The organism is Methanococcoides alaskense, assembly GCF_027594145.1.
Lineage (GTDB): Archaea > Halobacteriota > Methanosarcinia > Methanosarcinales > Methanosarcinaceae > Methanococcoides > Methanococcoides alaskense.
Window position 1 is genome coordinate 501,203 of the sequence record NZ_JAQFFK010000003.1, and the last position, 18,160, is coordinate 519,362.

An 18,160-nucleotide genomic window follows, 5' to 3' on the forward strand; every position below is an offset into this window, starting at 1 on the left:
TTCAAGACCTTTTTCGAAAAAGCAACTGATCCCATGATCATCCTTGATCTTGATGGTAAGATATGGGAGCTCAATCAGGTTGCATGTGATGGGCTGGGCTACTCGTATTTCGAGTTACTTGGTATGGATAACTCTATAATTTTTGATGATGCCTCAATTATGGAAACGATAGATGTTCTGAACAGTTCCGATAATATCCATTCTGTTCTTTTAGAGTCTTGCTGCAATACAAGAGATGGAAAATGTATTCCTGTCGAGCTCAATTGCAGGCTTATTGATCATGAGGAAAAACCAGTAGTCCTTATTACTTCCAGAGATCTGTCCGATAGAAAACGTATTGAACATTTGTCACGTGTCAATGAGGAGTTGAAGTGCCTGCATGATACCAAGGATGTTTTCGTTGATATGTTAAGTCATGATCTGATGAATCCGGCTGGAATTATTAAGGGTTATTCCAAGTTCTTGTCCAATAAAATAGATGATCCTGTGATGGAAAGATCGGTACGGATGATCCGCAAAAGCAACATTAAGATGATCGATCTCATTGAATCTTCATTGAAATATGCAAAGCTGGAGTCGATCGAAGATATTGACTTTAAGATGATTGATATTATTTCCATTTTGAAGAATGTGATCGAGGACCTTGAGCCGTATTCACGCAAGAAGTCGATAGATGTCTCGCTAATTTTTAAAGGGGAATGTCATGCTTATGCGAATCCGATGGTTGATAAGGTGTTTGTCAACTATCTTTCCAATGCGATAAAGTTAGTCCGGAAGGCTCCAGGGTAGAGCTGGATGTTGCGGAACTTGGTGATCATTGGAAAGTGATGGTCAGGGACAATGGTATTGGAGTTCTTGATGCTGACAAACCCTTTTTGTTTGAGAGGTTCACAAGGTTTAATTGTGATCATATCAAAGGTGCGGGTCTGGGGCTTGCAATTGTTAAGAGGATTGCTGAACTTCATAAGGGTCAGGTGGGTGTCGATGACAATCCTGATGGAAAAGGATGTGCTTTTTGGGTGACTTTGAAGAAATTAGGCTGATTCTCACCGGAATATTTATTCGTGTTCAATGTATTTACGAAAGGGATTGCAATGCAGGAATATAAGTTAAAACGTGGTTTTTCTCCGGATATCGAACGGATCTATGAAGAAGTAGGCAAATGTTTCCCAGTTGACATCAAGAGAGATGGCGATAAGCTCTCTGTTTCGTATGGTGTTATCAAGGAGTTGTCTGTTTCTATGAATGGCAAGATGCTTGTAGTGGATACGGACATGGATGTTTCTTCTGTTGACGATGAGCTTATCCTTGATACGAACAAACGTTTCCGGGATTTCCTTTTGATCGCGACCGGATATACTGCTAAGGAACGCCGTAACCAGGCAAAGAAAGCAGTTGCAAAGTGATGATATTAAAAAAAGTTCGGATATTGATCAGTAGTGACATTCGTTAATTCGGAATTCTTAAGGGATCTCAAGGCATTTGACATCCCTACATGCCTGAGGGTATGTGCCGGTACAGATGGCTCTGTGACTTTCCTTTTGGAGATAATGACCCGTAAGGACGTTTCAGTGGTCACTGAAGCACAGCATATCGTTAAAGCGGATACTGAGATGTCTTCTCTGTTGAAGGTCCCTGAAGGGTCAGACGTTAACTATCGTCTGGTCACCCTTCTTGCAGGCGATATTCCTTTTGTGAGAGCCTTGTCCCTGTCTCCCATAGATAGGATGCCCGAAAATATACGCCAGGACCTGATGCGCGCAGATATACCCATTGGCAAGATATTGAGGAAAAGTGGCATTGAGACCCGCAGGGATTTCGATAATATCAATATTACCGAAAATGACCCACTTTTCGATATCAACAGAGTACTTTCACGCTCCTATCACATAGTACATGACAACAGTACCATGATGTGGATAAATGAGAGGTTTCCAGTGGATGAACGCTGGGATTTATAAACCCAACCGAAAGCTTCATATTTGATTCTGTGTATCAGGGAGTTGTACCCATTAATAATGATGCCTCGGTGGCTTAGGGGTATAGCGCGTCCTTGGTAAGGACGAGGTCGCGTGTTCAAATCACGCCCGAGGCTTTCTAATTACAGTATAAATCCCTCACCTGCCTTGACAAGTTCAAGGAAGGTGAAACAAATTTTTCTATGTAACTTCAACAAAAGCCTCAAGGCTATCGAAAAACGCATTGAGGATGTGACTTATTCTGAAATCTATAAAGGAATTCTCCTTAGTATACTGAAGACTATAATGTATGTGCCTGGAAAACACATTAAAAGTAGAAAAAGGAGAGAATAAAAGGCTTTATGGCCTTCTATTTTTTAATATTCATTTTGGAATTGGCTGATCGGGCGTGACACCGTAGTATTCAGTTCTTGCCTTACCCCAGATACAACCTTTCTTCCCAACTATCTTCAATTCAAGGTTCTGAAGTGCTTTGCAAAAGCCATTGCCTGAACGTGCTCCTTTGCATATTAGGCAATATTTCTCACAGAACACGGGAGCTTTTTTTTGGTCTGCCATCTTATCTATCCCCTTTTCTTAATTATGGATCCGCATGAATTGCAGATTATCAGAGATATAAGGTCACTGTGCCTTTGCCTGAATTTCCTTTGCAAATTGCCTTGCCTTCTGTACATGAGCTTCGTCAGGCTGTCCCTTACCAGGAGCCACCATAGCAGCAAAACCCTTCATCTCTGGGTCATCGGACTTTTCGAGCATTTCCATAACAGGCTGTGCAAGTTCTCCCTGACATTCGAATGTACCAAGGTAATTTCCGCTAGCTGCAAAATCCTCGATGGAGCCAGTCCATGAATGTATGGCTTCAAATCCTTCAGGAGCAGCATGGGTCATGAAGAATGCCATGTTCTTACCAGCCACATTCTTTGAAATAAAATTTGTAACTTTCTGAGGTATGTTAAATTCCATTACTGGAGAACCTACGAATACAAGGTCATAGCCTTCAAAATTGCTTACGTCCTTGATCTCTTTAATATCCTTTTCACCGGTAATCTCATCATAAATAGCTTCGGCTATCTTCTTTGTGTTTCCTGTCTGTGAAAAATATGTTACTAATGTTTTCATGTAATCCCACCTTCCTTATTATTTCAATAAGAATTACTCTCTACACATTTATATAGGCAAGGGTTAGTAAAATATACTTTTTCAATTTCGGTACAAAATTATAACCTTCTTTTTGGAATTGTATCGAATATTCACTGAAGCTAAAATTAGAAATAGTAAACGTGTCAAATAACAATATGATAGTTAGTCCTGTGGACTAACATGCACATAATAATGGGAGGGAAAATATGAGTCTATTTAACAGGATGGAAACCGTCCTCAAAGCGAAGATGAACAAGATCGTCAATCGCATGGAGGACCCCAGAGAGACACTTGATTATTCCTATGAGAAACAACTGGAAATGTTACAGGGTGTAAAAAGAGGGGTGGCTGATGTCGCAACCTCAAAGAAAAGACTTCAGCTACAACGTTCAAAGCTGATGCAGAGTATTGATAAACTGGCAGGGCAGGCAAGAGCTGCCATCAAGAGTGACAGGGAAGATCTTGCAAGACTTGCTCTTGAGCGCAAGGGAGCACTGGAGGTCCAGGCTCAGGGACTTGACCAGCAGATCGCGGACCTTGGAAAGGAGCAAGATAAGCTTGTGGCTGCTGAGAAACGTCTTTCAACCAAAGTAGAGGTGTTCAGGACAAAGAAGGAGACGATCAAGGCACAATATACAGCTGCTGAGGCCCAGGTAAATATCAGTGAATCAGTATCAGGTATCAGTGAAGAGATGGCGGATGTGGGTCTTGCCGTTGAGAGAGCAGAGAATAAGACCGAAGATATGAAGGCACGTGCCTCTGCCCTTGATGAACTCATTGATACAGGGACCCTTGATGATATCACAAGCAGTGGGGATGACATTGACAGGGAACTTGCAAAGATCAGTGCAGAATCGAATGTCGAAACGGAGCTGGCAAAACTCAGGCAGGAGGAAGGTAAATGATAATCAGGATAATGGGTGAAGGGCAGTATGAGGTCCCTGGAAGTCTGTTCGATGAGCTCAACAGCATTGATAACAGGATAGTGGAGCTTGTAGGCAAGGGAAATGAAGCTGATTACAGAACTGAACTTTTAAAGCTCATCAATGTGGTCAAGTCAAATGGAAAGCCAATTGATGATTCAAGTATTGTGGAATCCAACATCATCGTTCCGCCTGAGGACCTTAGTCTGGAAGAAGCAACGGAGATCTTTACCGGAAGCGGTCTGCTCGAAGATTAAAAAAAGATTTAGAATGGCATCCCCCAGAGGGGATACCATTTCTCCACATTTTTCTCAATTGGCAGCTCGCCCTCTATGAGGGACTTGAGCCGCAACTCCATGGAATTGTCCCTTTCCTGTTTCTTTAGTGGTACGAAAGGATAGTAGTTACCCTGCTTGAAACTATATATCCAGTAGACCGGTCCTTTGCTCTCAAACCTATAAACAGCGCACAGGATCTGTTCTGAAAAACCCTGCTCTATCAGGGTCTGGCTGATCATGTGTATGTTTGTGACAAGGTCCTCGAAATCCTTATCATCCAGCATCACCCAGAGAAAGTTGTATTTATCCTTCTCGATGTGATACTTTGTCCCTGTTTCCTTTGTGCTGTAACTTAACAGGTCTTCTATCTCCTTTCTGGTGTTCTCATACTGGGAAAGGGACATGGACTTAAAACAGATGCCTGCCTGACCGGATGGCTGGAGGTTCAGGTTCACTTCCATTGTAACGACTGCTGTCGAGATAGAGAACAATCGGTCCGTATTCGATTCCGGCAACTTGCTTCTGCCAAGCAGGGAATCGAACATGCTTTTAAATCCCATTATAGTTCAAGCTCCCTTTGTATCTTTTCGAGTGCTGCGATCCTTTTTTCTGTGGAAGGGTGGGTCGATAACAGGTTCATGAAAGAACCCGAGACTGCCGGGATTATGAAAAAGGCGTTCATGCCCTCCACTTCCCTCAGATCATCCTTGGGAATACGAGGCATGATCCCGCTTATCTTGGTCAGTGCAGATGCCAGGTTGGAGGGCTGCCCTGTGATGACAGCAGAACCCTTGTCCGCCGCAAATTCCCTGTATCTCGAAAGGGCGCGTATCAGCAGGAAACTTATGACCCATACCAGCAGTGAGACGATCCATATCGCAATGATACCGCCTGATTCTTTCCTTCTGCCACCCATACCCCCCATGCCCCCAAAGTAGAAACTGTACCTTACTATGTAGAATGCCAAGGTAGATATGAAACTGGCTATGGTCAGTATGGCCATATCCCTGTTCTTCACATGGCTCAGCTCATGCGCAAGCACAGCTTCAAGCTCACCCTGGTTAAGCTGGTCCATCAGACCTGTGGTCACGGCAACAACCGCATTTTTGGGACCTCGTCCAGTTGCAAAGGCATTTGGGATCGAGGTGGTCACCACTGCCACCCTGGGCATTGGCAGGTCCGCTATGGCACATAATCTTGTGATGGTCTGGTGAAGGTCAGGTTCTTCATGCGCAGTAACGACCTTGGCATGCATGGTCCAGAGCACCAGCTTGTCCGAGTAATAGTATTGTAATCCCATGAATGCGCCTATGAACAGCACCATGAACATCTGAGGCGTACCTGAATATACCAGGAAAGCCAGAAATCCTAGGTACACCGCCGCCAGCAGGAACAGTGTCAACAACATCCTTACCTCAAGTCCCCTGTCATGTTTCCATTTCAAATTGATAACTCCTTATCCTCACATAAAATATGTTTACATCGTATTCATAAATGTATGTTATAGTATGCTTATACGGAATTGACAGTTTATGAATATATGCAATGTATTTGAGTAGTTTGGTAGTAAAAGTTGCCAAGGAACTTATGCTTAAGTCGATGGGATTTGTAGAAAATTCAGAAATAGTAAAGATTTTAAATGATGTGGGGTAAGGTCTGCAACATGTCAGTTTTAAGTATCAAAGATTTAAAGAAAGAAATTGGAAAAAATATTTTTATTCATCCTCTCAAACGTGAAAACATCAATGACAATACTATTAATTTAACAGCTAGCAAATTTGCATGGTCTGTTTCGACAAGTCATAATATTTGTGAGGATGAAAAAACTATTATCATTCCAGAAAATGATACTGCACTGATTTACACAAATGAAGCCCTCTATGTATCAAATAAAATAGGTGGCACTTATCACTCTAAAGTTTCTATGGTATCAAAGGGATTAGGGCACATAGGTACGACTTTAGACCCTATGTATTTAGGTTTATCTTTAATAGCAATACATAATCATTCAGGTAAGCCATATAAATTGAAAGTAGGAAGTACGTTCGTTTCACTAATGTTTCATTATTTAAATACACCGACAGATAACAAAAAGCGACATGACAATACTCCTGGCCAAATTGAGCTTTTGAAAGAAGAAGAACTCGACAAATTCAATGAGTGGAGTGAAGAGAACAATTGGATTAAAATGCAAGGCGAATTAGAAAGTGAAATGCTTAATTCGATACAATATAAAGAACTAGAACGGCAAAATTATGAAGATAAATTCCATATCAATTTATTGCATAATCATCCATCAGTAGGATATATTGCTAAGTCTGTTTTAATTGGTATTTCAATAATCATATTTGTGTATGTTAAAAATACTTATGAACTAACAGATACAAGCAGCTATATTTTATTCATGTTAGCCCTATTTACTCTTCTGTTACCAAGAGCATTCTCATTTATCGATAATTTATAACATAACCAAAAAAAATCATTGGAGTGAATTTTATGAATATATTAAAAATAAAATGTATCAACAAAAAAGCAAAATTACCTGAATATGCTCATCCAGGTGATGCCGGACTTGATTTATTTTCGGTTGAAAATGTTGAAATTGAACCCGGAGATACAGCACTAATAAAAACTGGAATTATTATTGAATTGCCAGAAAATACAGAAGCACAGGTAAGGCCTAGAAGTGGTCTAGCTCTTAAACATAAAATAACTGTGTTGAACACTCCTGGAACCATAGATGAAGGGTATAGGGGCGAAATTGGGGTTATTCTCATCAATCATGGAAAAGAACGCTTTAAAGTTGAAGAAGGAATGAAAATTGCACAAATGGTAATAAAACCAGTACTTAGGGTTGATATCGTTAATGTGGATGAAATTAATGATACAAAAAGAGGAGAAGGTGGATTCGGTTCTACAGGTTATTAATGGATGTAACATCCATCTTTAAAATTTCAATAGAATGTAATTCATAACTCTGATGAATCTTTAAGTGATTGTCTGGCGCCGCTAAAGTGGAAGGCGCCTTAAATCACTTACCTTTAGCTAGGTTCCCAAAAAGACAATTTAATAACAAAGAGTTGTGCCATTGGCACAACTAAAAATAGAATCTCACTTTGCAACAACACGGGGACCACGCATCATGGTGGCCTTTGGCTGGTCGATCTGTTCTGAAAAGTCAAGTATGATTGGCATATCGTATGTTTCAGATTCTGCTTTTGCTGATGCAATGAGGGATACGATGTTATCGATCTGTTCTTCTGCATTGATGGGCTTTCCGGCATATATGCAGATCATGGACCCTACGTCTTCAGGATTTAGAGCCAGGAAAACTTTGTTCTCTATGCAATGGATGTATTTGATGGCATCAACATTGACATTGCAAGGGGTGAAGATATTTTCATCTTTAGCTGCTTTTATATATACGGTGTACATTTTGTCCAATCCTCTATGGAGCTATTAGTTCTATCATTATATAATATAGCTACTTCAAGAATTCACAAGCCCGTATCTTTAATGATGCTTTGTGGGAGCTATTTTATCTGTGCTCATTTATGTGGCTGCACATGGGCAGCACCCCAGACTTTTCGGTTTAAAATAAGAGGGCTGCTGCAACAAGCAAAGAGATACTTAAGACAATGCGGAATGTTGTTCCGGAGGGTGTATCCATATAAATATATAGTCTCTTTTCAATTGTATCATTGTTATGCAAATCAATAATACCATATCCTTGTACGCCCAGCAGATGGCAGGACCCCTTTTTGATACAATTGGATCTAAACTGGCTGTGGCTGCACTGATAATTATTTCCTCAATAATCCTTGCTTTCGCTGTGGATCTCGTTTTTAAAAAAGTGCTTTTGCATTACACGGCAAAGACCCGATTCAAGATCGATGATCTTGTCCTCAAGGCTGTAAAACGTCCGATCTACTATACGTTGATATTCTTCGGGATATTTCTTGCCCTTTCCGTAGTGGGTATTGGAGCGTATTTCCTGATCGTTATCAATAATCTCTTGCTGACACTTCTGGCTCTGATATGGCTATTTGCATTGGTCAATATAAACAAGATATTGTTTGACAACGTTTTCCCAGGACTTGTACAGAAAACGGAAACCCAAATGGATGATGAGCTCCTGCCATTGCTAAAAGGGTTGTCTGATATCATCATCATAGTTGTCGGAATCGGTATGGTTCTCGAAGGGGTATGGGGCATCAATGTAGGTCCTCTCTTTGCATCTGCCGGGATCGTTGGTATCGCCATTGCCTTTGCTGCAAAGGATGCCATATCCCAATTCTTTGGTGGTCTTTCCATCTACTATGACAAGCCGTTCAAGAATGGAGATCGTATCGAGATCGGTGATGGTCAGATAGGGCTCGTACAGGAAGTAGGGATCAGAAGTACCCGTATACTTGATTTTTACAACAATATGATCATAATCCCGAATAGCATCATTGCGAACAACAAGATAGTGAACTACACTTCTCCCCAGCCACAGATGATGGTAAAAATAATGATAGGGGTCGAATATGGCTCTGATGTTTCAAAGGTAAAGGAGGTCCTGCTTAAGATCGGAAATGATATCGATCTCGTTCTGGATGATCCGAAACCCTCTGTTCGTTTTGATAATCATGGAGATTTCAGTCTTGATTTTGCTTTGATACTCTGGGTAAAATATCCTTCCGAGAAGTTCAGTGTCATCAACGATGTAAATACCTTGATAGACATAGAGTTCAAAAAAGCAGGTATCGGGATACCATTTCCCACATATACCTTGTTGAAGCCGGAATGATCCACTATAAGTTCCCTCATTAACAAAATTATATATGTGTGGGAACCAATCTATTTTTGAGGTGACATTTTGGATTATGAAGATATATTTAGTAGATCCTGGAACGCTTTCAAGGACAACGTTGCTGCCTTTATCGTAGCTACGATCATCGTGGTATTCGGTTCCATCTTCATTGTGACAATAGCTCCGCTATTCTATGGTCTTACTTATATGGCTGTGAAAGGTCTGAGGGGAGAAAAGGTCGAGATCAATGATGTGTTCGAAGGTTTCAATCGTTTTGTGAAAAGCTGGGTCCTTTTGCTTGTCTCTGTTATCCTTATTGGTATAGGCTACATATTCCTGATACTTCCAGGCTTGATCCTTTCAATTCTCCTTATCTATTCCTTCCCTCTGCTTGTCATAAAGGACTATGGCGCCATGGATGCAATAAAGGAAAGTATAGATATTTCAAAGAAGAATTTTGTGGATAGTCTGGTATTGTTTATCATTGTGGCTATCATCAGTACGATTGGTGGAATTACCTACATCGTATCCTTTGTAACCATTCCGATCATAACAATTGCATTAGTTGCAGCTGCTGAGTCCTACCTTGGGTCTGAGGGCAATTATACTGCTGAATATACAGATGTATCAGATCAGGATGATGAAAATCAGTGATCTTTAACAGATGTGGATATCGATGTCCTCATCTTTTTTAATTTATTTCGTTTCTGCATATTGTTTTATGGGAAATTACCGCCAGACGCCTCTAAGGAAAAAGATATTTTTGTAAAAAGGGGTTTTGGTATCGGTCTGTAATCTGAAAACATGCTTTTAGTCATAAAGGAAAGATATGGATGGAAAGTGGGAAAGGTGTTGGAAATGATATTCACATCACACTTCCAATATTAGGTTCTTTTTTAACTTATAAGGCGTGAAGTCCCCTTCCGTAAGGTGGGAGATGGGAGCCGTACTATCCGCATACAACCTCATTTTACAAAACATTGATATATTGTTAAAACATGATGTATATTGATGCTTAAAGCCTACAAATACCGACTGTGCCCCTCTGAATCTCAAACCGAGATTCTTGTAAAACATATTGGTGCATGTAGGTTTACATATAATTGGGCTTTAGAGCAGAAAAATAAAGCGTATGAAGTTGATAAACAACACTTGTCGAGATTCGAATTACAGCACCGCCTTGTCCATGACTTGAAACCAAACAATGATTGGTTGAAGGAAGTCAATTCTCAATCATTACTAAATACACTCATCAATCTCGAATCTGCTTTCACTCGTTTTTTCAGGGAGAAAAAAGGCTTCCCAAATTTCAAGTCAAGGAAAAATCCCGTACAATCATTCCAGATACCACAACATTATTCAGTGGATTTTGAAACTAATACAATCAAACTTCCAAAAATAAAGGAACCAATAAAGGCAAAGTTGCATAGGAAATTTGAAGGTAAATTAAAAACCGCTACGTTATCAAGAACACCTACTGGAAAGTACTATCTCAGTATTCTTGTAGATGATGGAAAGGTAGTGCCTGAAAAACAGTTTTTCGATGATAAATCAACAATAGGAATCGATGTTGGACTTACTCACTTCGCTATACTTTCCAATGGTGAAAAAATTGACAATCCCAAACACCTTAGAAATAGTATGGATAGGATGAAAATCTTACAAAAACGAATGAGTAAGAAACAAAGTGGTTCAAAGAACCGAAATAAAGCCAGACATAATGTAGCAAAACTTCATGAAAAAATCCGAAACCAAAGAAACGATTTCCTGCACAAAACTTCTTCTAAATTAATAAGCGAGAACCAAGCAATTGCAGTAGAATCCTTGAATGTTTCAGGTATGTTAAAAAATCATTGTCTTGCACAAGCAATCAGTGATGTTTCTTGGAGTGAGTTTTTCCGACAACTCGAATATAAAGCTGATTGGTACGGAAATACACTATTGAAGATAGGTCAATTTGAGCCATCTTCGAAATTATGTAATGTTTGTGGATATCATAATGGTAAAATGACTTTGAAAGATCGAGATTGGTGCTGTCCTGAATGTAATACAGAACATGACAGGGACATAAATGCCGCAATCAATATCAAGAAGTTTGCACTTCAAAATCAAAATCTACTAAATATTTGACACCTTCGGAACGAGGGGAAGAGCTTGTGGACTTGTGAACGATAGTTCAAAGAATGAAGCAGGAAGCTCCATGCGTAAGCGTGGAGTAGTTCACTCTGTTATTGCAACATCCATATCATTTCTGGTAATGTGCAGGAAAGTGATAGCTCCGGGCCTTCCATCGTAATTGATCGTTATTTTTGATGTCTCATAATCCACAGGGTCTTGCTTCCCACCATCAATATCGAATATGACCGCTCCATCCTTTGTGATCAGTTTCATGTAATGTTGTGTCAGGTCGTTCATCGAGAATGAAACATTACCACTATTTATCTCAACATCAGGAAGTTCACTTATGGGTCCGGAAGGACCCCATGAAAAGTCAGGGGTAGCACCATTTGTGCCAGGAACATATCTCATCATGAATGTAGGGTCCAGGTAATCTACAGTGGCATATTGGTCTGCCTTAGTACTGCTTACCGGGTAAACGTCCACTCCTTCCCATTCTTCAATATAGTCAGCTCCAGCTGCTGTATCCTTATAAGTTACATGGACTTGAAGCTGATTTGCACCACCTTTTTTTGCAAGGTTGTATGTGAGTGTCCTTGTACCGGATATTGCTCCTATCTCATATTTTGCAGGATTCAATCCATTATTATTGGAATTCTCTGCTTCAAGATAAAAGGAAAAATCATATACTGGCAATGGGTTTGATTCATTCACTGCACCGACCTTTAGCATGTTGGTAAGTGTCGATGTTCCCATTGGGGGCATGACATCGAGTTCGATGATCGCAGTCGTGTTCTCATGGTCGAGAGTTGCAGTTGTGTAGATCATTGTATCAGCATAATCTGCCCAGGCGTCATAATACTGGCTCTTGATGTAGATATATACTTTATCTGAATTAATGGGATTTTTCCTTGAAGGTGATATTGAGGTGTTAGGAAATAGTATGGAAGGTTTATTGTCCGATGAAACTGCAATACTGATGTCGCCGTTGCCGGATGATGATGATCTGCCAGTGATGGACATTATTGGAAGGGTGAGTGTTTCTCCGTTGTAATGGAATTCTGGTGGTGAGATCATAACTGATCCTCCGCGACCTTCATGTTTAGACCATACTCCTCCACCTTCATATGCTATCTTTTGGTTATCTTTTGTATATTCTATTGTACCAAAAGAGCAGTTAAAATCCTCTGATGCGCCGGGGTTAGTTAGATTGGTAATGACAATTCGAATGTTGCTTTTATCATCCACAGTATCATCGTTCACGTTAATACTTCCACCTATGAGTGAAACTGATGTTGTCTGAAGGGGTGACTCCCCAAGGGCAACTTTACTGGTACGAGAGTCCAGGATCGTGAAACCCTGTTCTATTTTCTGTGCCTGTGCATCATCCTGTAGGTCAGAGATCATAGGTACACTGTAAACAAGCATTGCACTTATTGAAACGATGGTGAGTGCGAACATAAGCAGTACTCCGATAACGTCTGATGCAGCAAAGTTGCATTCATGTATCTTACAGTTCTTCTCCATCCTTTCTCCTCCTTATTCGATTCTGACACTCAGGGGTGAATACAGAATATAGACATCAGTGTTCTCCAAATAATCATCTTTTCGTACTTGGATAGTATTGTTGTTCTCATCCCTGCTAATAATTTTCATTCCAAAAGTATTATTCAGATATTTTTCCCATCCATCGTAGTACTGGCTCATTATGGTGATATTCACTGCGGAAACATTTGTGTACTTATATACTGAAGATTCTCCACCATCCGCAACTGCACGCACAAGTCCCTCTCCGGCATGACCGCTAACTCCGGAGATCGTACTGGAAGGTATGAACAGCGTGTTATCGGAGAACACAAATTCTGGTTCTTTTACTATCACAGTTGCTCCGTTTTCATATTTGGCCCAGACTCCTGTATTCTCATAGGAAATAAGAGTCCCCTCATACTCATTCTGTATTTCCCTTGTTTGATGCTGAAATGACTGTGATTCGATTGCAGGGGGCAGGAGCGATGAGTTCCATGTTTGAACGGTTATGTTGATGACACTATCTCCGGTAACCCATATTCCCCCTCCATACATTTTCAGTTCTACTGATTGGGAAGGCGCATTGCCAAAAACGACTTTGTTCATGTTCTCTGAAAGAACGATGTAGCTTTGTTTTATGTTCTCTGTGTGACCATTCTCTTGCATGTTCTGAAGAAGTGGATATCCTGAGGTTCCAATTAGGGATATTGCAATGAACATTATGCCGAGTATGAACACTACGTCGATGACCTCTGACACTGCATTTTCTGAATTGGACAGCCTTTTTGGTATCATTGTCTCAGTACCTTTTTTTCTTCAGTATATCTCGATCACATTCGAGGTGCTATTGTAAAGTAGGAAATGGTCGCCTGAAGCACTACTCAATGTTGTGGACATTATGTTAGTATTTTCAATGTCGAAAGCAACCTGTACTCTTGTTTCAGAACGTTCATTGGACTCGAATATGATCTCACGGGTCTGGTTCGAGAATTCAACATAATAATATTCATTTGCGATCTTTATTGGTACCATGAGTTCTGATCGATGCTCAACGATCTCTCCACCGCCGTTGTTTACGATACCTACCATTGTGTCGATCTTTGTAAGTTGAAGTGCGATATTGTTTCCATGTATCTCAAATTCTTCGCGCATGACTGTATGCTCTGCCTGGTCCATTAGGCCATATGAGGATTGCATGACAAGTATGAATGTAATAATTGTTATTACAAATGTAAGTATGAATCCAACTGAAGTTGATACTGCTTTATTGTCTGTATATAACTGCTTCATTTTTCACACTTCAGGGTACGGTAATTGGAAGGGATACATTGATACTGTTCTTGCTTGAAGCGATGCTGATCGTTGTATTGATCACTTTATACCTTTCACGGGTAAAATCACGTCCATCGGCCAGAGTTCCGGTGATCGAATACAGACCCATGGCATTGCTTGAATTGAAATAATCGATCCTGTAGGTCTCACCTGTAGTTGATGTGGCAAAATGGAAAACTGGATCGTTATAAATTATGCTGAGGTTAATACTGTTATTGGATGCCCCTATTGGGTATGTCTGATCGTCCACGGATACATTGATATTGCTACCATCATCGTACAGCTTCATTTTCCAGATCGGAACACCGGATTGGTTTATGGCATGTATCTCAAAGGGATCCGAAGAGTTTGAAAGTTTGCTTGTATCCTCCATCTCTATTGTAAATTTGTTTGTCTGGTCAATGTTATCTATGATCGTCCAGTTCGATCTTCCTGTAATCAATCCATTTTTTGTAAAGTATGCATCATTAAGGGTACCGTTTCCAAGGGATAATGAAAAACCTCGATGAGCATAAAGGGTTGAGATCTCCTGGCTATAAGTTTCAAGATAATTGAAATAAACATCATTCTCAAATTGGTTGCCAGTTGTAGCGTTATAATAGGCAGCATTTGATGCGTCTTGCGTGATCTGGGCAATGTTCGATATCTCGAAATGGTTTATGTCGTTGCTTGATTCAGATGCCATATTGCTTGCATATATTATGTTGTTCAGCATCACTGTTGATATTACTATCATGAAACCTATTGCAAAGGCTGCAAGTAACAATATTTGGCCGGATTCATCGCAATGTTTCATCTTTTTCATCTCGTTTCGTTTTTCACATACGCCACATGGTGAGCTTAACATCAATTATGTTATAGTAATCAGTTGAGCTGTCCATGTCAGATATGCCGGTATCTGATGCAAAGGTGACAGCATCTTCTATGTCTGTATTGGAGATCAGTACTTTTCTCGAAATTATCACTGCATTGTCGGACGGATCACCATTATAAATGAAAGGCATTGTCTGGCTTGATCCTGTTTCGGTATTGAAAGTGAACTCTATATTGTGTGCAATTCCATTTTCGATCACTACAAGTTCGAGCATTTCTTTTAAAGGACCTGTCAAAATATCACTGCTATTTGTTCTGGAACGATAATTTGTTGCAGTCCAAACGTATTCATCGCCATTCCAATCGATGATTTGATCTTTCAGGTATGAATTTGTTCCATACGCTGAGTGGTCAAGAACTGTTAACATGTCCTGCCCGATTGTGTGTATCTGTGATTCGATGTGGGCGTTTGCAGTGGAAGATGTAAGTGGAGTAAGGGCAGTTGCCTGCACAGCAAATACGAGTACTGCGATCATTATAGTGGCGGCCATGATAGCTTCAAGGGTATGCATTTGGCCTTGTTCATCTTCCTTTATGTCGGGACCTTTACTGTGTCTCACCTTACCACACCCGAACTGAAAGGATCGCATTTTCTCTTTTACTGGATCCGATATCTTCAAGAAGGACAACTCTTTTGGTCTGTCCTATATTTCCGGTAGTTGGTAATGGTTTGCCAGCAATGTACATCAGAGATGTGCTATTAGCCATGGTTATGTTGAGCTCATAGCTTTGGAACCCTCCTCTTAATCCCAGATCTGATACTGTATCTTCATAATCATATGTTAAAGAATAGAATAATGTATCAGTATTGTTCTGGTCTACGAGATTCGGGGTGTTGATATCTCCGGAAGCTAATTCTATTTCTGTTATCGACGTTGCAACGCGATCTGCTACGAGTGTGACTTCATCTGAATCTGATTGGAAGGGGGTGAAAAGACCAGAGGTGTATTGGAAAACAAAAAAGACAGCAAACAGGAATATGGTAATTGCTATCAGATAATCAATAGTTATCTGAGCCCTGTCTGTTCTCAGGTGTTTATTACCTGATCGTTTGAATGGTCTTTCATTTATCCGGTCTGTGTGTTCAATACGATCTCCGGTAATCGGTTGATCATATCCCATATATCTCTGTACCTTTTATCACTTTTTTGATGTCCTTATCTATAATAGAGAGCCTGTTCTTATCTACCTTAAGACCTACAAGCTGTTCAATGAACCATATGGATCTCACATGGTCATCAGGGGCGAGTTTCCAATCGGATTTTTCAATATAGTAATCGATCCCTTCTGCATACCTGAGAAGTTCAATTCGTATATCTTCGTTTATCCATCCCAGCTCTTCATAGTAGGAAAGAAGGTCTGAAAGGTGATTACATCCCACGAGTTCCATAAGGAATTCCAGCCATTCCATACATAGTTTCATATTTGTGGAATTTTTAATAATGTTGTTCAGCTGAACATTTGCGCCGTTACCTTTGTAGCTTCTGGCTCCGATCGCTTTTAATTCATTTTCTACATAATCAGTTAGTTCTTCCAGCTGATCTTTTAAAAGTTCATTCTGTTCATCGGTATCAGTTTTGAACTCTTTGTTTGTATTGTGTGCCTTTTCTAAGCCCTTGATAAGGTCAGAAGCCACGTTTCTTAACTCTTGCACACTTTTTTGGGATTCACTTTGTATCTGGGTAAGTGATGTTAGGGACTCTTCCATTTTGTCGATGCGGTCGTTCGTTGCAAATATTTCTGCAGATCTTGAATTACCGAATTCTGTTATTTTCTGTATCTGGGAGAGTATTACTGTATGTGAGCTTGTAAGTTCGGCAATGTTCTCTTCAATGGAGGAAAGTCCGGTCTTAAGTTCGCTATTATCAGCGTGAATATTTTGCAGAGTATCTTCCAGTTCACTCAATCGTTCTTCGATCATGTTGATGTGACCTGTTGATCTATCGATCTTGACATCAATACTGGAATTTGTACCTTCACTCTCATTTTGGATGATGTTTAGTGATCTTTTCAGTTCCTCAATAGTTCCGGCAAGTTCATCGATGTTAGTAATAATATTCTCTTGAGAATGCCTTGAGTCAGCGAGTTCATTTTTCATTTCCTTCATTTCTTCTGAAGAAACATCGAGGACTGGACTTTCCATCATATCAATGGGCATTTCGAACTCATCAAGTTTTATGTTTGGATTTGTAGTGTTGTTCTCTACTGGCACTACTGTCCTTATATCTTCCAAAGGGAAATTTTCAGTGGTGGTGATTGGATGTTCGATCCTGTTCCCAGGATCTATGGTCCTATGACCTTCTTCCGAGAATGGGCTATGTGTTTCCTCTCCATTTACATTTTCAGGTGTAATTGGCTTTAGTTCTTCCATTCTGTCTATCAATTTTCTCTTTTGAGTGATCCTTTTCAATGTATTCGTTATTGAAAATAAGAATCCCTTCCCTTTTTTGTCGGGCATAGGGTTTGATGGTCCTTGAGTAGATCTATCACCAAAAGAAGAATTGTTATGGGTAATGTTATTTGAAGGATTTGTCTTTTCAGACATATGGGAATGCTTTTCTATCCCGATGTGTTCGCTGGGATTGAATGGCGCTGTATCATTGCCTGGTATATCTGGTTCGAATAGTGGCAAAGGTGCTTTTTTTGCTTCGTTTTCGGTTGTTGATATTCTGTTGGAAATGTCCACTCTTTCATGGTTTTCCTCTGTGGGTTTGATCTCATCAACGACCGCTATGTTCGATACATTCTGTTCTATCGTATCGATGTGGACATCATCATTTTCAAAGGATGTGATGGCGGTTATATTATCATCTTCATCGGTGGGATTTGATGTCATCTTTGGAAGAAATGCCGGATGTACGGTTACATCCGGACCATTTCTTTCTCCAGAGGGTGTGACGGCATTTACAAAAATATCTGGAACATCTTCAGCCTTTTCATCAATAGATATATCCTTCTTCCTTTCTGATTCCCAAGGTAGGCCAGACTCAGATGAATGCTCATTAGAGGAATTTACATTTCCTTTTTTATTTTCCCATGGTAGTTCACTCATTGTGGATCAACCTTTGAGTTCGATGAATTTATTATTTGGGAGATTATATCATATATGATTTAAAAAATATTTTACTCCACAGATCGAAGATATTACCATATTTCATATATTATAGGTATTATATTTATTTAAGTATTACTGAT

Annotated in this window: 22 protein-coding genes, 1 tRNA gene and 1 pseudogene; 12 read left to right on the forward strand and 12 right to left on the reverse strand. The window is 40.0% G+C overall.

Going from position 1 to position 18,160, the window contains the following annotated elements:
* Positions 1 to 9 precede the first annotated feature (9 nt).
* The 5 genes and pseudogenes from PBV53_RS09655 to PBV53_RS06315 all read left to right on the forward strand — a co-directional run.
* A pseudogene (locus PBV53_RS09655) lies at positions 10 to 789 on the forward strand (PAS domain-containing sensor histidine kinase); the annotation flags it as partial.
* A 38-nt stretch (positions 790 to 827) separates the two neighbouring features.
* Positions 828 to 1,043 carry a sensor histidine kinase gene (locus PBV53_RS06300; RefSeq protein ID WP_270096670.1) on the forward strand — a complete coding sequence of 72 codons (216 nt, stop codon included), beginning with the start codon at positions 828 to 830 and terminating at the stop codon, positions 1,041 to 1,043.
* Between the two features lie 51 nt (positions 1,044 to 1,094).
* Positions 1,095 to 1,406, forward strand: a complete 312-nt coding sequence (locus PBV53_RS06305; protein ID WP_270096308.1) for a DUF5611 family protein — start codon at positions 1,095 to 1,097, stop codon at positions 1,404 to 1,406.
* A 33-nt stretch (positions 1,407 to 1,439) separates the two neighbouring features.
* Positions 1,440 to 1,961: a chorismate--pyruvate lyase family protein gene (locus PBV53_RS06310; protein WP_270096309.1), complete on the forward strand. Its 522-nt coding sequence runs from the start codon at positions 1,440 to 1,442 to the stop codon at positions 1,959 to 1,961.
* Between the two features lie 62 nt (positions 1,962 to 2,023).
* A tRNA-Thr gene (locus tag PBV53_RS06315) sits at positions 2,024 to 2,095 on the forward strand.
* A 247-nt stretch (positions 2,096 to 2,342) separates the two neighbouring features.
* Here the strand turns inward: PBV53_RS06315 and PBV53_RS06320 are convergent.
* Both PBV53_RS06320 and PBV53_RS06325 read right to left on the reverse strand, forming a co-directional pair.
* Entirely contained in the window at positions 2,343 to 2,537 is a 195-nt protein-coding gene (locus PBV53_RS06320; protein ID WP_270096310.1) for a hypothetical protein, read from the reverse strand.
* Between the two features lie 63 nt (positions 2,538 to 2,600).
* The gene (locus tag PBV53_RS06325) at positions 2,601 to 3,098 is read right to left on the reverse strand and encodes a flavodoxin family protein (RefSeq protein ID WP_270096311.1); all 498 of its coding nucleotides are present in this window, start codon (positions 3,096 to 3,098) and stop codon (positions 2,601 to 2,603) included.
* 227 nt (positions 3,099 to 3,325) lie between these two features.
* Between PBV53_RS06325 and PBV53_RS06330 the strand changes: the two genes are divergently transcribed.
* Positions 3,326 to 4,024, forward strand: a complete 699-nt coding sequence (locus PBV53_RS06330; protein ID WP_270096312.1) for a PspA/IM30 family protein — start codon at positions 3,326 to 3,328, stop codon at positions 4,022 to 4,024.
* The gene (pspAA, locus tag PBV53_RS06335) at positions 4,021 to 4,299 is read left to right on the forward strand and encodes a PspA-associated protein PspAA (RefSeq protein WP_270096313.1); all 279 of its coding nucleotides are present in this window, start codon (positions 4,021 to 4,023) and stop codon (positions 4,297 to 4,299) included. Before PBV53_RS06330 ends, pspAA begins: the two co-directional genes overlap by 4 nt.
* An 8-nt stretch (positions 4,300 to 4,307) precedes the next feature.
* Here the strand turns inward: pspAA and pspAB are convergent, their stop codons facing one another.
* Entirely contained in the window at positions 4,308 to 4,880 is a 573-nt protein-coding gene (gene pspAB / locus PBV53_RS06340; protein WP_270096314.1) for a PspA-associated protein PspAB, read from the reverse strand.
* Positions 4,880 to 5,764, reverse strand: a complete 885-nt coding sequence (htpX, locus tag PBV53_RS06345) for a zinc metalloprotease HtpX (protein WP_374708514.1) — start codon at positions 5,762 to 5,764, stop codon at positions 4,880 to 4,882. Before htpX ends, pspAB begins: the two co-directional genes overlap by 1 nt.
* Positions 5,765 to 5,983: 219 nt before the next feature.
* On the opposite strand from htpX, the gene PBV53_RS06350 reads away from it, so the two are divergent.
* Positions 5,984 to 6,784 carry a dCTP deaminase/dUTPase family protein gene (locus tag PBV53_RS06350; RefSeq protein WP_270096315.1) on the forward strand — a complete coding sequence of 267 codons (801 nt, stop codon included), beginning with the start codon at positions 5,984 to 5,986 and terminating at the stop codon, positions 6,782 to 6,784.
* Between the two features lie 32 nt (positions 6,785 to 6,816).
* Positions 6,817 to 7,248: a dUTP diphosphatase gene (dut, locus tag PBV53_RS06355; protein ID WP_270096316.1), complete on the forward strand. Its 432-nt coding sequence runs from the start codon at positions 6,817 to 6,819 to the stop codon at positions 7,246 to 7,248.
* 183 nt (positions 7,249 to 7,431) lie between these two features.
* Here the strand turns inward: dut and PBV53_RS06360 are convergent, their stop codons facing one another.
* Positions 7,432 to 7,755: a hypothetical protein gene (locus tag PBV53_RS06360; RefSeq protein WP_270096317.1), complete on the reverse strand. Its 324-nt coding sequence runs from the start codon at positions 7,753 to 7,755 to the stop codon at positions 7,432 to 7,434.
* 271 nt (positions 7,756 to 8,026) lie between these two features.
* On the opposite strand from PBV53_RS06360, the gene PBV53_RS06365 reads away from it, so the two are divergent.
* The 3 genes from PBV53_RS06365 to tnpB all read left to right on the forward strand — a co-directional run bounded on the left by PBV53_RS06365 (position 8,027) and on the right by tnpB (position 11,245).
* Complete coding sequence (locus PBV53_RS06365) at positions 8,027 to 9,112, forward strand: mechanosensitive ion channel family protein (RefSeq protein WP_270096318.1); 1,086 nt, start codon at positions 8,027 to 8,029, stop codon at positions 9,110 to 9,112.
* A 69-nt stretch (positions 9,113 to 9,181) separates the two neighbouring features.
* A complete protein-coding gene (locus PBV53_RS06370) occupies positions 9,182 to 9,769 on the forward strand; it encodes a glycerophosphoryl diester phosphodiesterase membrane domain-containing protein (protein WP_270096319.1) in 588 nt (195 codons plus the stop codon).
* A gap of 357 nt (positions 9,770 to 10,126) precedes the next feature.
* The gene (gene tnpB / locus PBV53_RS06375) at positions 10,127 to 11,245 is read left to right on the forward strand and encodes an IS200/IS605 family element RNA-guided endonuclease TnpB (protein WP_270096320.1); all 1,119 of its coding nucleotides are present in this window, start codon (positions 10,127 to 10,129) and stop codon (positions 11,243 to 11,245) included.
* A 90-nt stretch (positions 11,246 to 11,335) separates the two neighbouring features.
* On the opposite strand, the gene PBV53_RS06380 is transcribed toward tnpB, so the two are convergent.
* The 7 genes from PBV53_RS06380 to PBV53_RS06410 form a co-directional block, all read right to left on the reverse strand.
* The gene (locus tag PBV53_RS06380; protein WP_270096321.1) at positions 11,336 to 12,760 is read right to left on the reverse strand and encodes a DUF7289 family protein; all 1,425 of its coding nucleotides are present in this window, start codon (positions 12,758 to 12,760) and stop codon (positions 11,336 to 11,338) included.
* Positions 12,761 to 12,772: 12 nt separating this feature from the next.
* A complete protein-coding gene (locus PBV53_RS06385) occupies positions 12,773 to 13,555 on the reverse strand; it encodes a DUF7289 family protein (protein WP_270096322.1) in 783 nt (260 codons plus the stop codon).
* Positions 13,556 to 13,576: 21 nt separating this feature from the next.
* The gene (locus PBV53_RS06390) at positions 13,577 to 14,050 is read right to left on the reverse strand and encodes a DUF7266 family protein (protein WP_270096323.1); all 474 of its coding nucleotides are present in this window, start codon (positions 14,048 to 14,050) and stop codon (positions 13,577 to 13,579) included.
* A gap of 10 nt (positions 14,051 to 14,060) precedes the next feature.
* Positions 14,061 to 14,828, reverse strand: coding sequence for a hypothetical protein (locus PBV53_RS06395; RefSeq protein ID WP_270096324.1), 768 nt, complete (start codon positions 14,826 to 14,828; stop codon positions 14,061 to 14,063).
* 82 nt (positions 14,829 to 14,910) lie between these two features.
* Positions 14,911 to 15,525, reverse strand: coding sequence for a DUF7288 family protein (locus PBV53_RS06400; RefSeq protein ID WP_270096325.1), 615 nt, complete (start codon positions 15,523 to 15,525; stop codon positions 14,911 to 14,913).
* A gap of 1 nt (position 15,526) precedes the next feature.
* The gene (locus PBV53_RS06405; RefSeq protein ID WP_270096326.1) at positions 15,527 to 16,087 is read right to left on the reverse strand and encodes a DUF7287 family protein; all 561 of its coding nucleotides are present in this window, start codon (positions 16,085 to 16,087) and stop codon (positions 15,527 to 15,529) included.
* Positions 16,077 to 18,017 carry a FlaD/FlaE family flagellar protein gene (locus tag PBV53_RS06410; protein WP_270096327.1) on the reverse strand — a complete coding sequence of 647 codons (1,941 nt, stop codon included), beginning with the start codon at positions 18,015 to 18,017 and terminating at the stop codon, positions 16,077 to 16,079. The genes PBV53_RS06405 and PBV53_RS06410 overlap by 11 nt, the downstream gene beginning before the upstream one ends.
* Positions 18,018 to 18,160: the final 143 nt, after the last annotated feature.

Coding starts and splice junctions, on each gene's coding strand:
- pspAA (WP_270096313.1), top strand. CDS start 4,021: ATGATAATCAGGATAATGGGTGAAGGGCAGTATGAGGTCCCTGGAAGT.
- PBV53_RS06360 (WP_270096317.1), bottom strand. CDS start 7,755: ATGTACACCGTATATATAAAAGCAGCTAAAGATGAAAATATCTTCACC.
- PBV53_RS06385 (WP_270096322.1), bottom strand. CDS start 13,555: ATGATACCAAAAAGGCTGTCCAATTCAGAAAATGCAGTGTCAGAGGTC.
- PBV53_RS06390 (WP_270096323.1), bottom strand. CDS start 14,050: ATGAAGCAGTTATATACAGACAATAAAGCAGTATCAACTTCAGTTGGA.
- PBV53_RS06405 (WP_270096326.1), bottom strand. CDS start 16,087: ATGGGATATGATCAACCGATTACCGGAGATCGTATTGAACACACAGAC.
- PBV53_RS06330 (WP_270096312.1), top strand. CDS start 3,326: ATGAGTCTATTTAACAGGATGGAAACCGTCCTCAAAGCGAAGATGAAC.
- PBV53_RS06320 (WP_270096310.1), bottom strand. CDS start 2,537: ATGGCAGACCAAAAAAAAGCTCCCGTGTTCTGTGAGAAATATTGCCTA.
- PBV53_RS06350 (WP_270096315.1), top strand. CDS start 5,984: ATGTCAGTTTTAAGTATCAAAGATTTAAAGAAAGAAATTGGAAAAAAT.
- tnpB (WP_270096320.1), top strand. CDS start 10,127: ATGCTTAAAGCCTACAAATACCGACTGTGCCCCTCTGAATCTCAAACC.
- PBV53_RS06300 (WP_270096670.1), top strand. CDS start 828: ATGGTCAGGGACAATGGTATTGGAGTTCTTGATGCTGACAAACCCTTT.
- PBV53_RS06395 (WP_270096324.1), bottom strand. CDS start 14,828: ATGATAGTAATATCAACAGTGATGCTGAACAACATAATATATGCAAGC.
- PBV53_RS06380 (WP_270096321.1), bottom strand. CDS start 12,760: ATGGAGAAGAACTGTAAGATACATGAATGCAACTTTGCTGCATCAGAC.
- pspAB (WP_270096314.1), bottom strand. CDS start 4,880: ATGGGATTTAAAAGCATGTTCGATTCCCTGCTTGGCAGAAGCAAGTTG.
- PBV53_RS06305 (WP_270096308.1), top strand. CDS start 1,095: ATGCAGGAATATAAGTTAAAACGTGGTTTTTCTCCGGATATCGAACGG.
- PBV53_RS06325 (WP_270096311.1), bottom strand. CDS start 3,098: ATGAAAACATTAGTAACATATTTTTCACAGACAGGAAACACAAAGAAG.
- PBV53_RS06410 (WP_270096327.1), bottom strand. CDS start 18,017: ATGAGTGAACTACCATGGGAAAATAAAAAAGGAAATGTAAATTCCTCT.
- PBV53_RS06365 (WP_270096318.1), top strand. CDS start 8,027: ATGCAAATCAATAATACCATATCCTTGTACGCCCAGCAGATGGCAGGA.
- dut (WP_270096316.1), top strand. CDS start 6,817: ATGAATATATTAAAAATAAAATGTATCAACAAAAAAGCAAAATTACCT.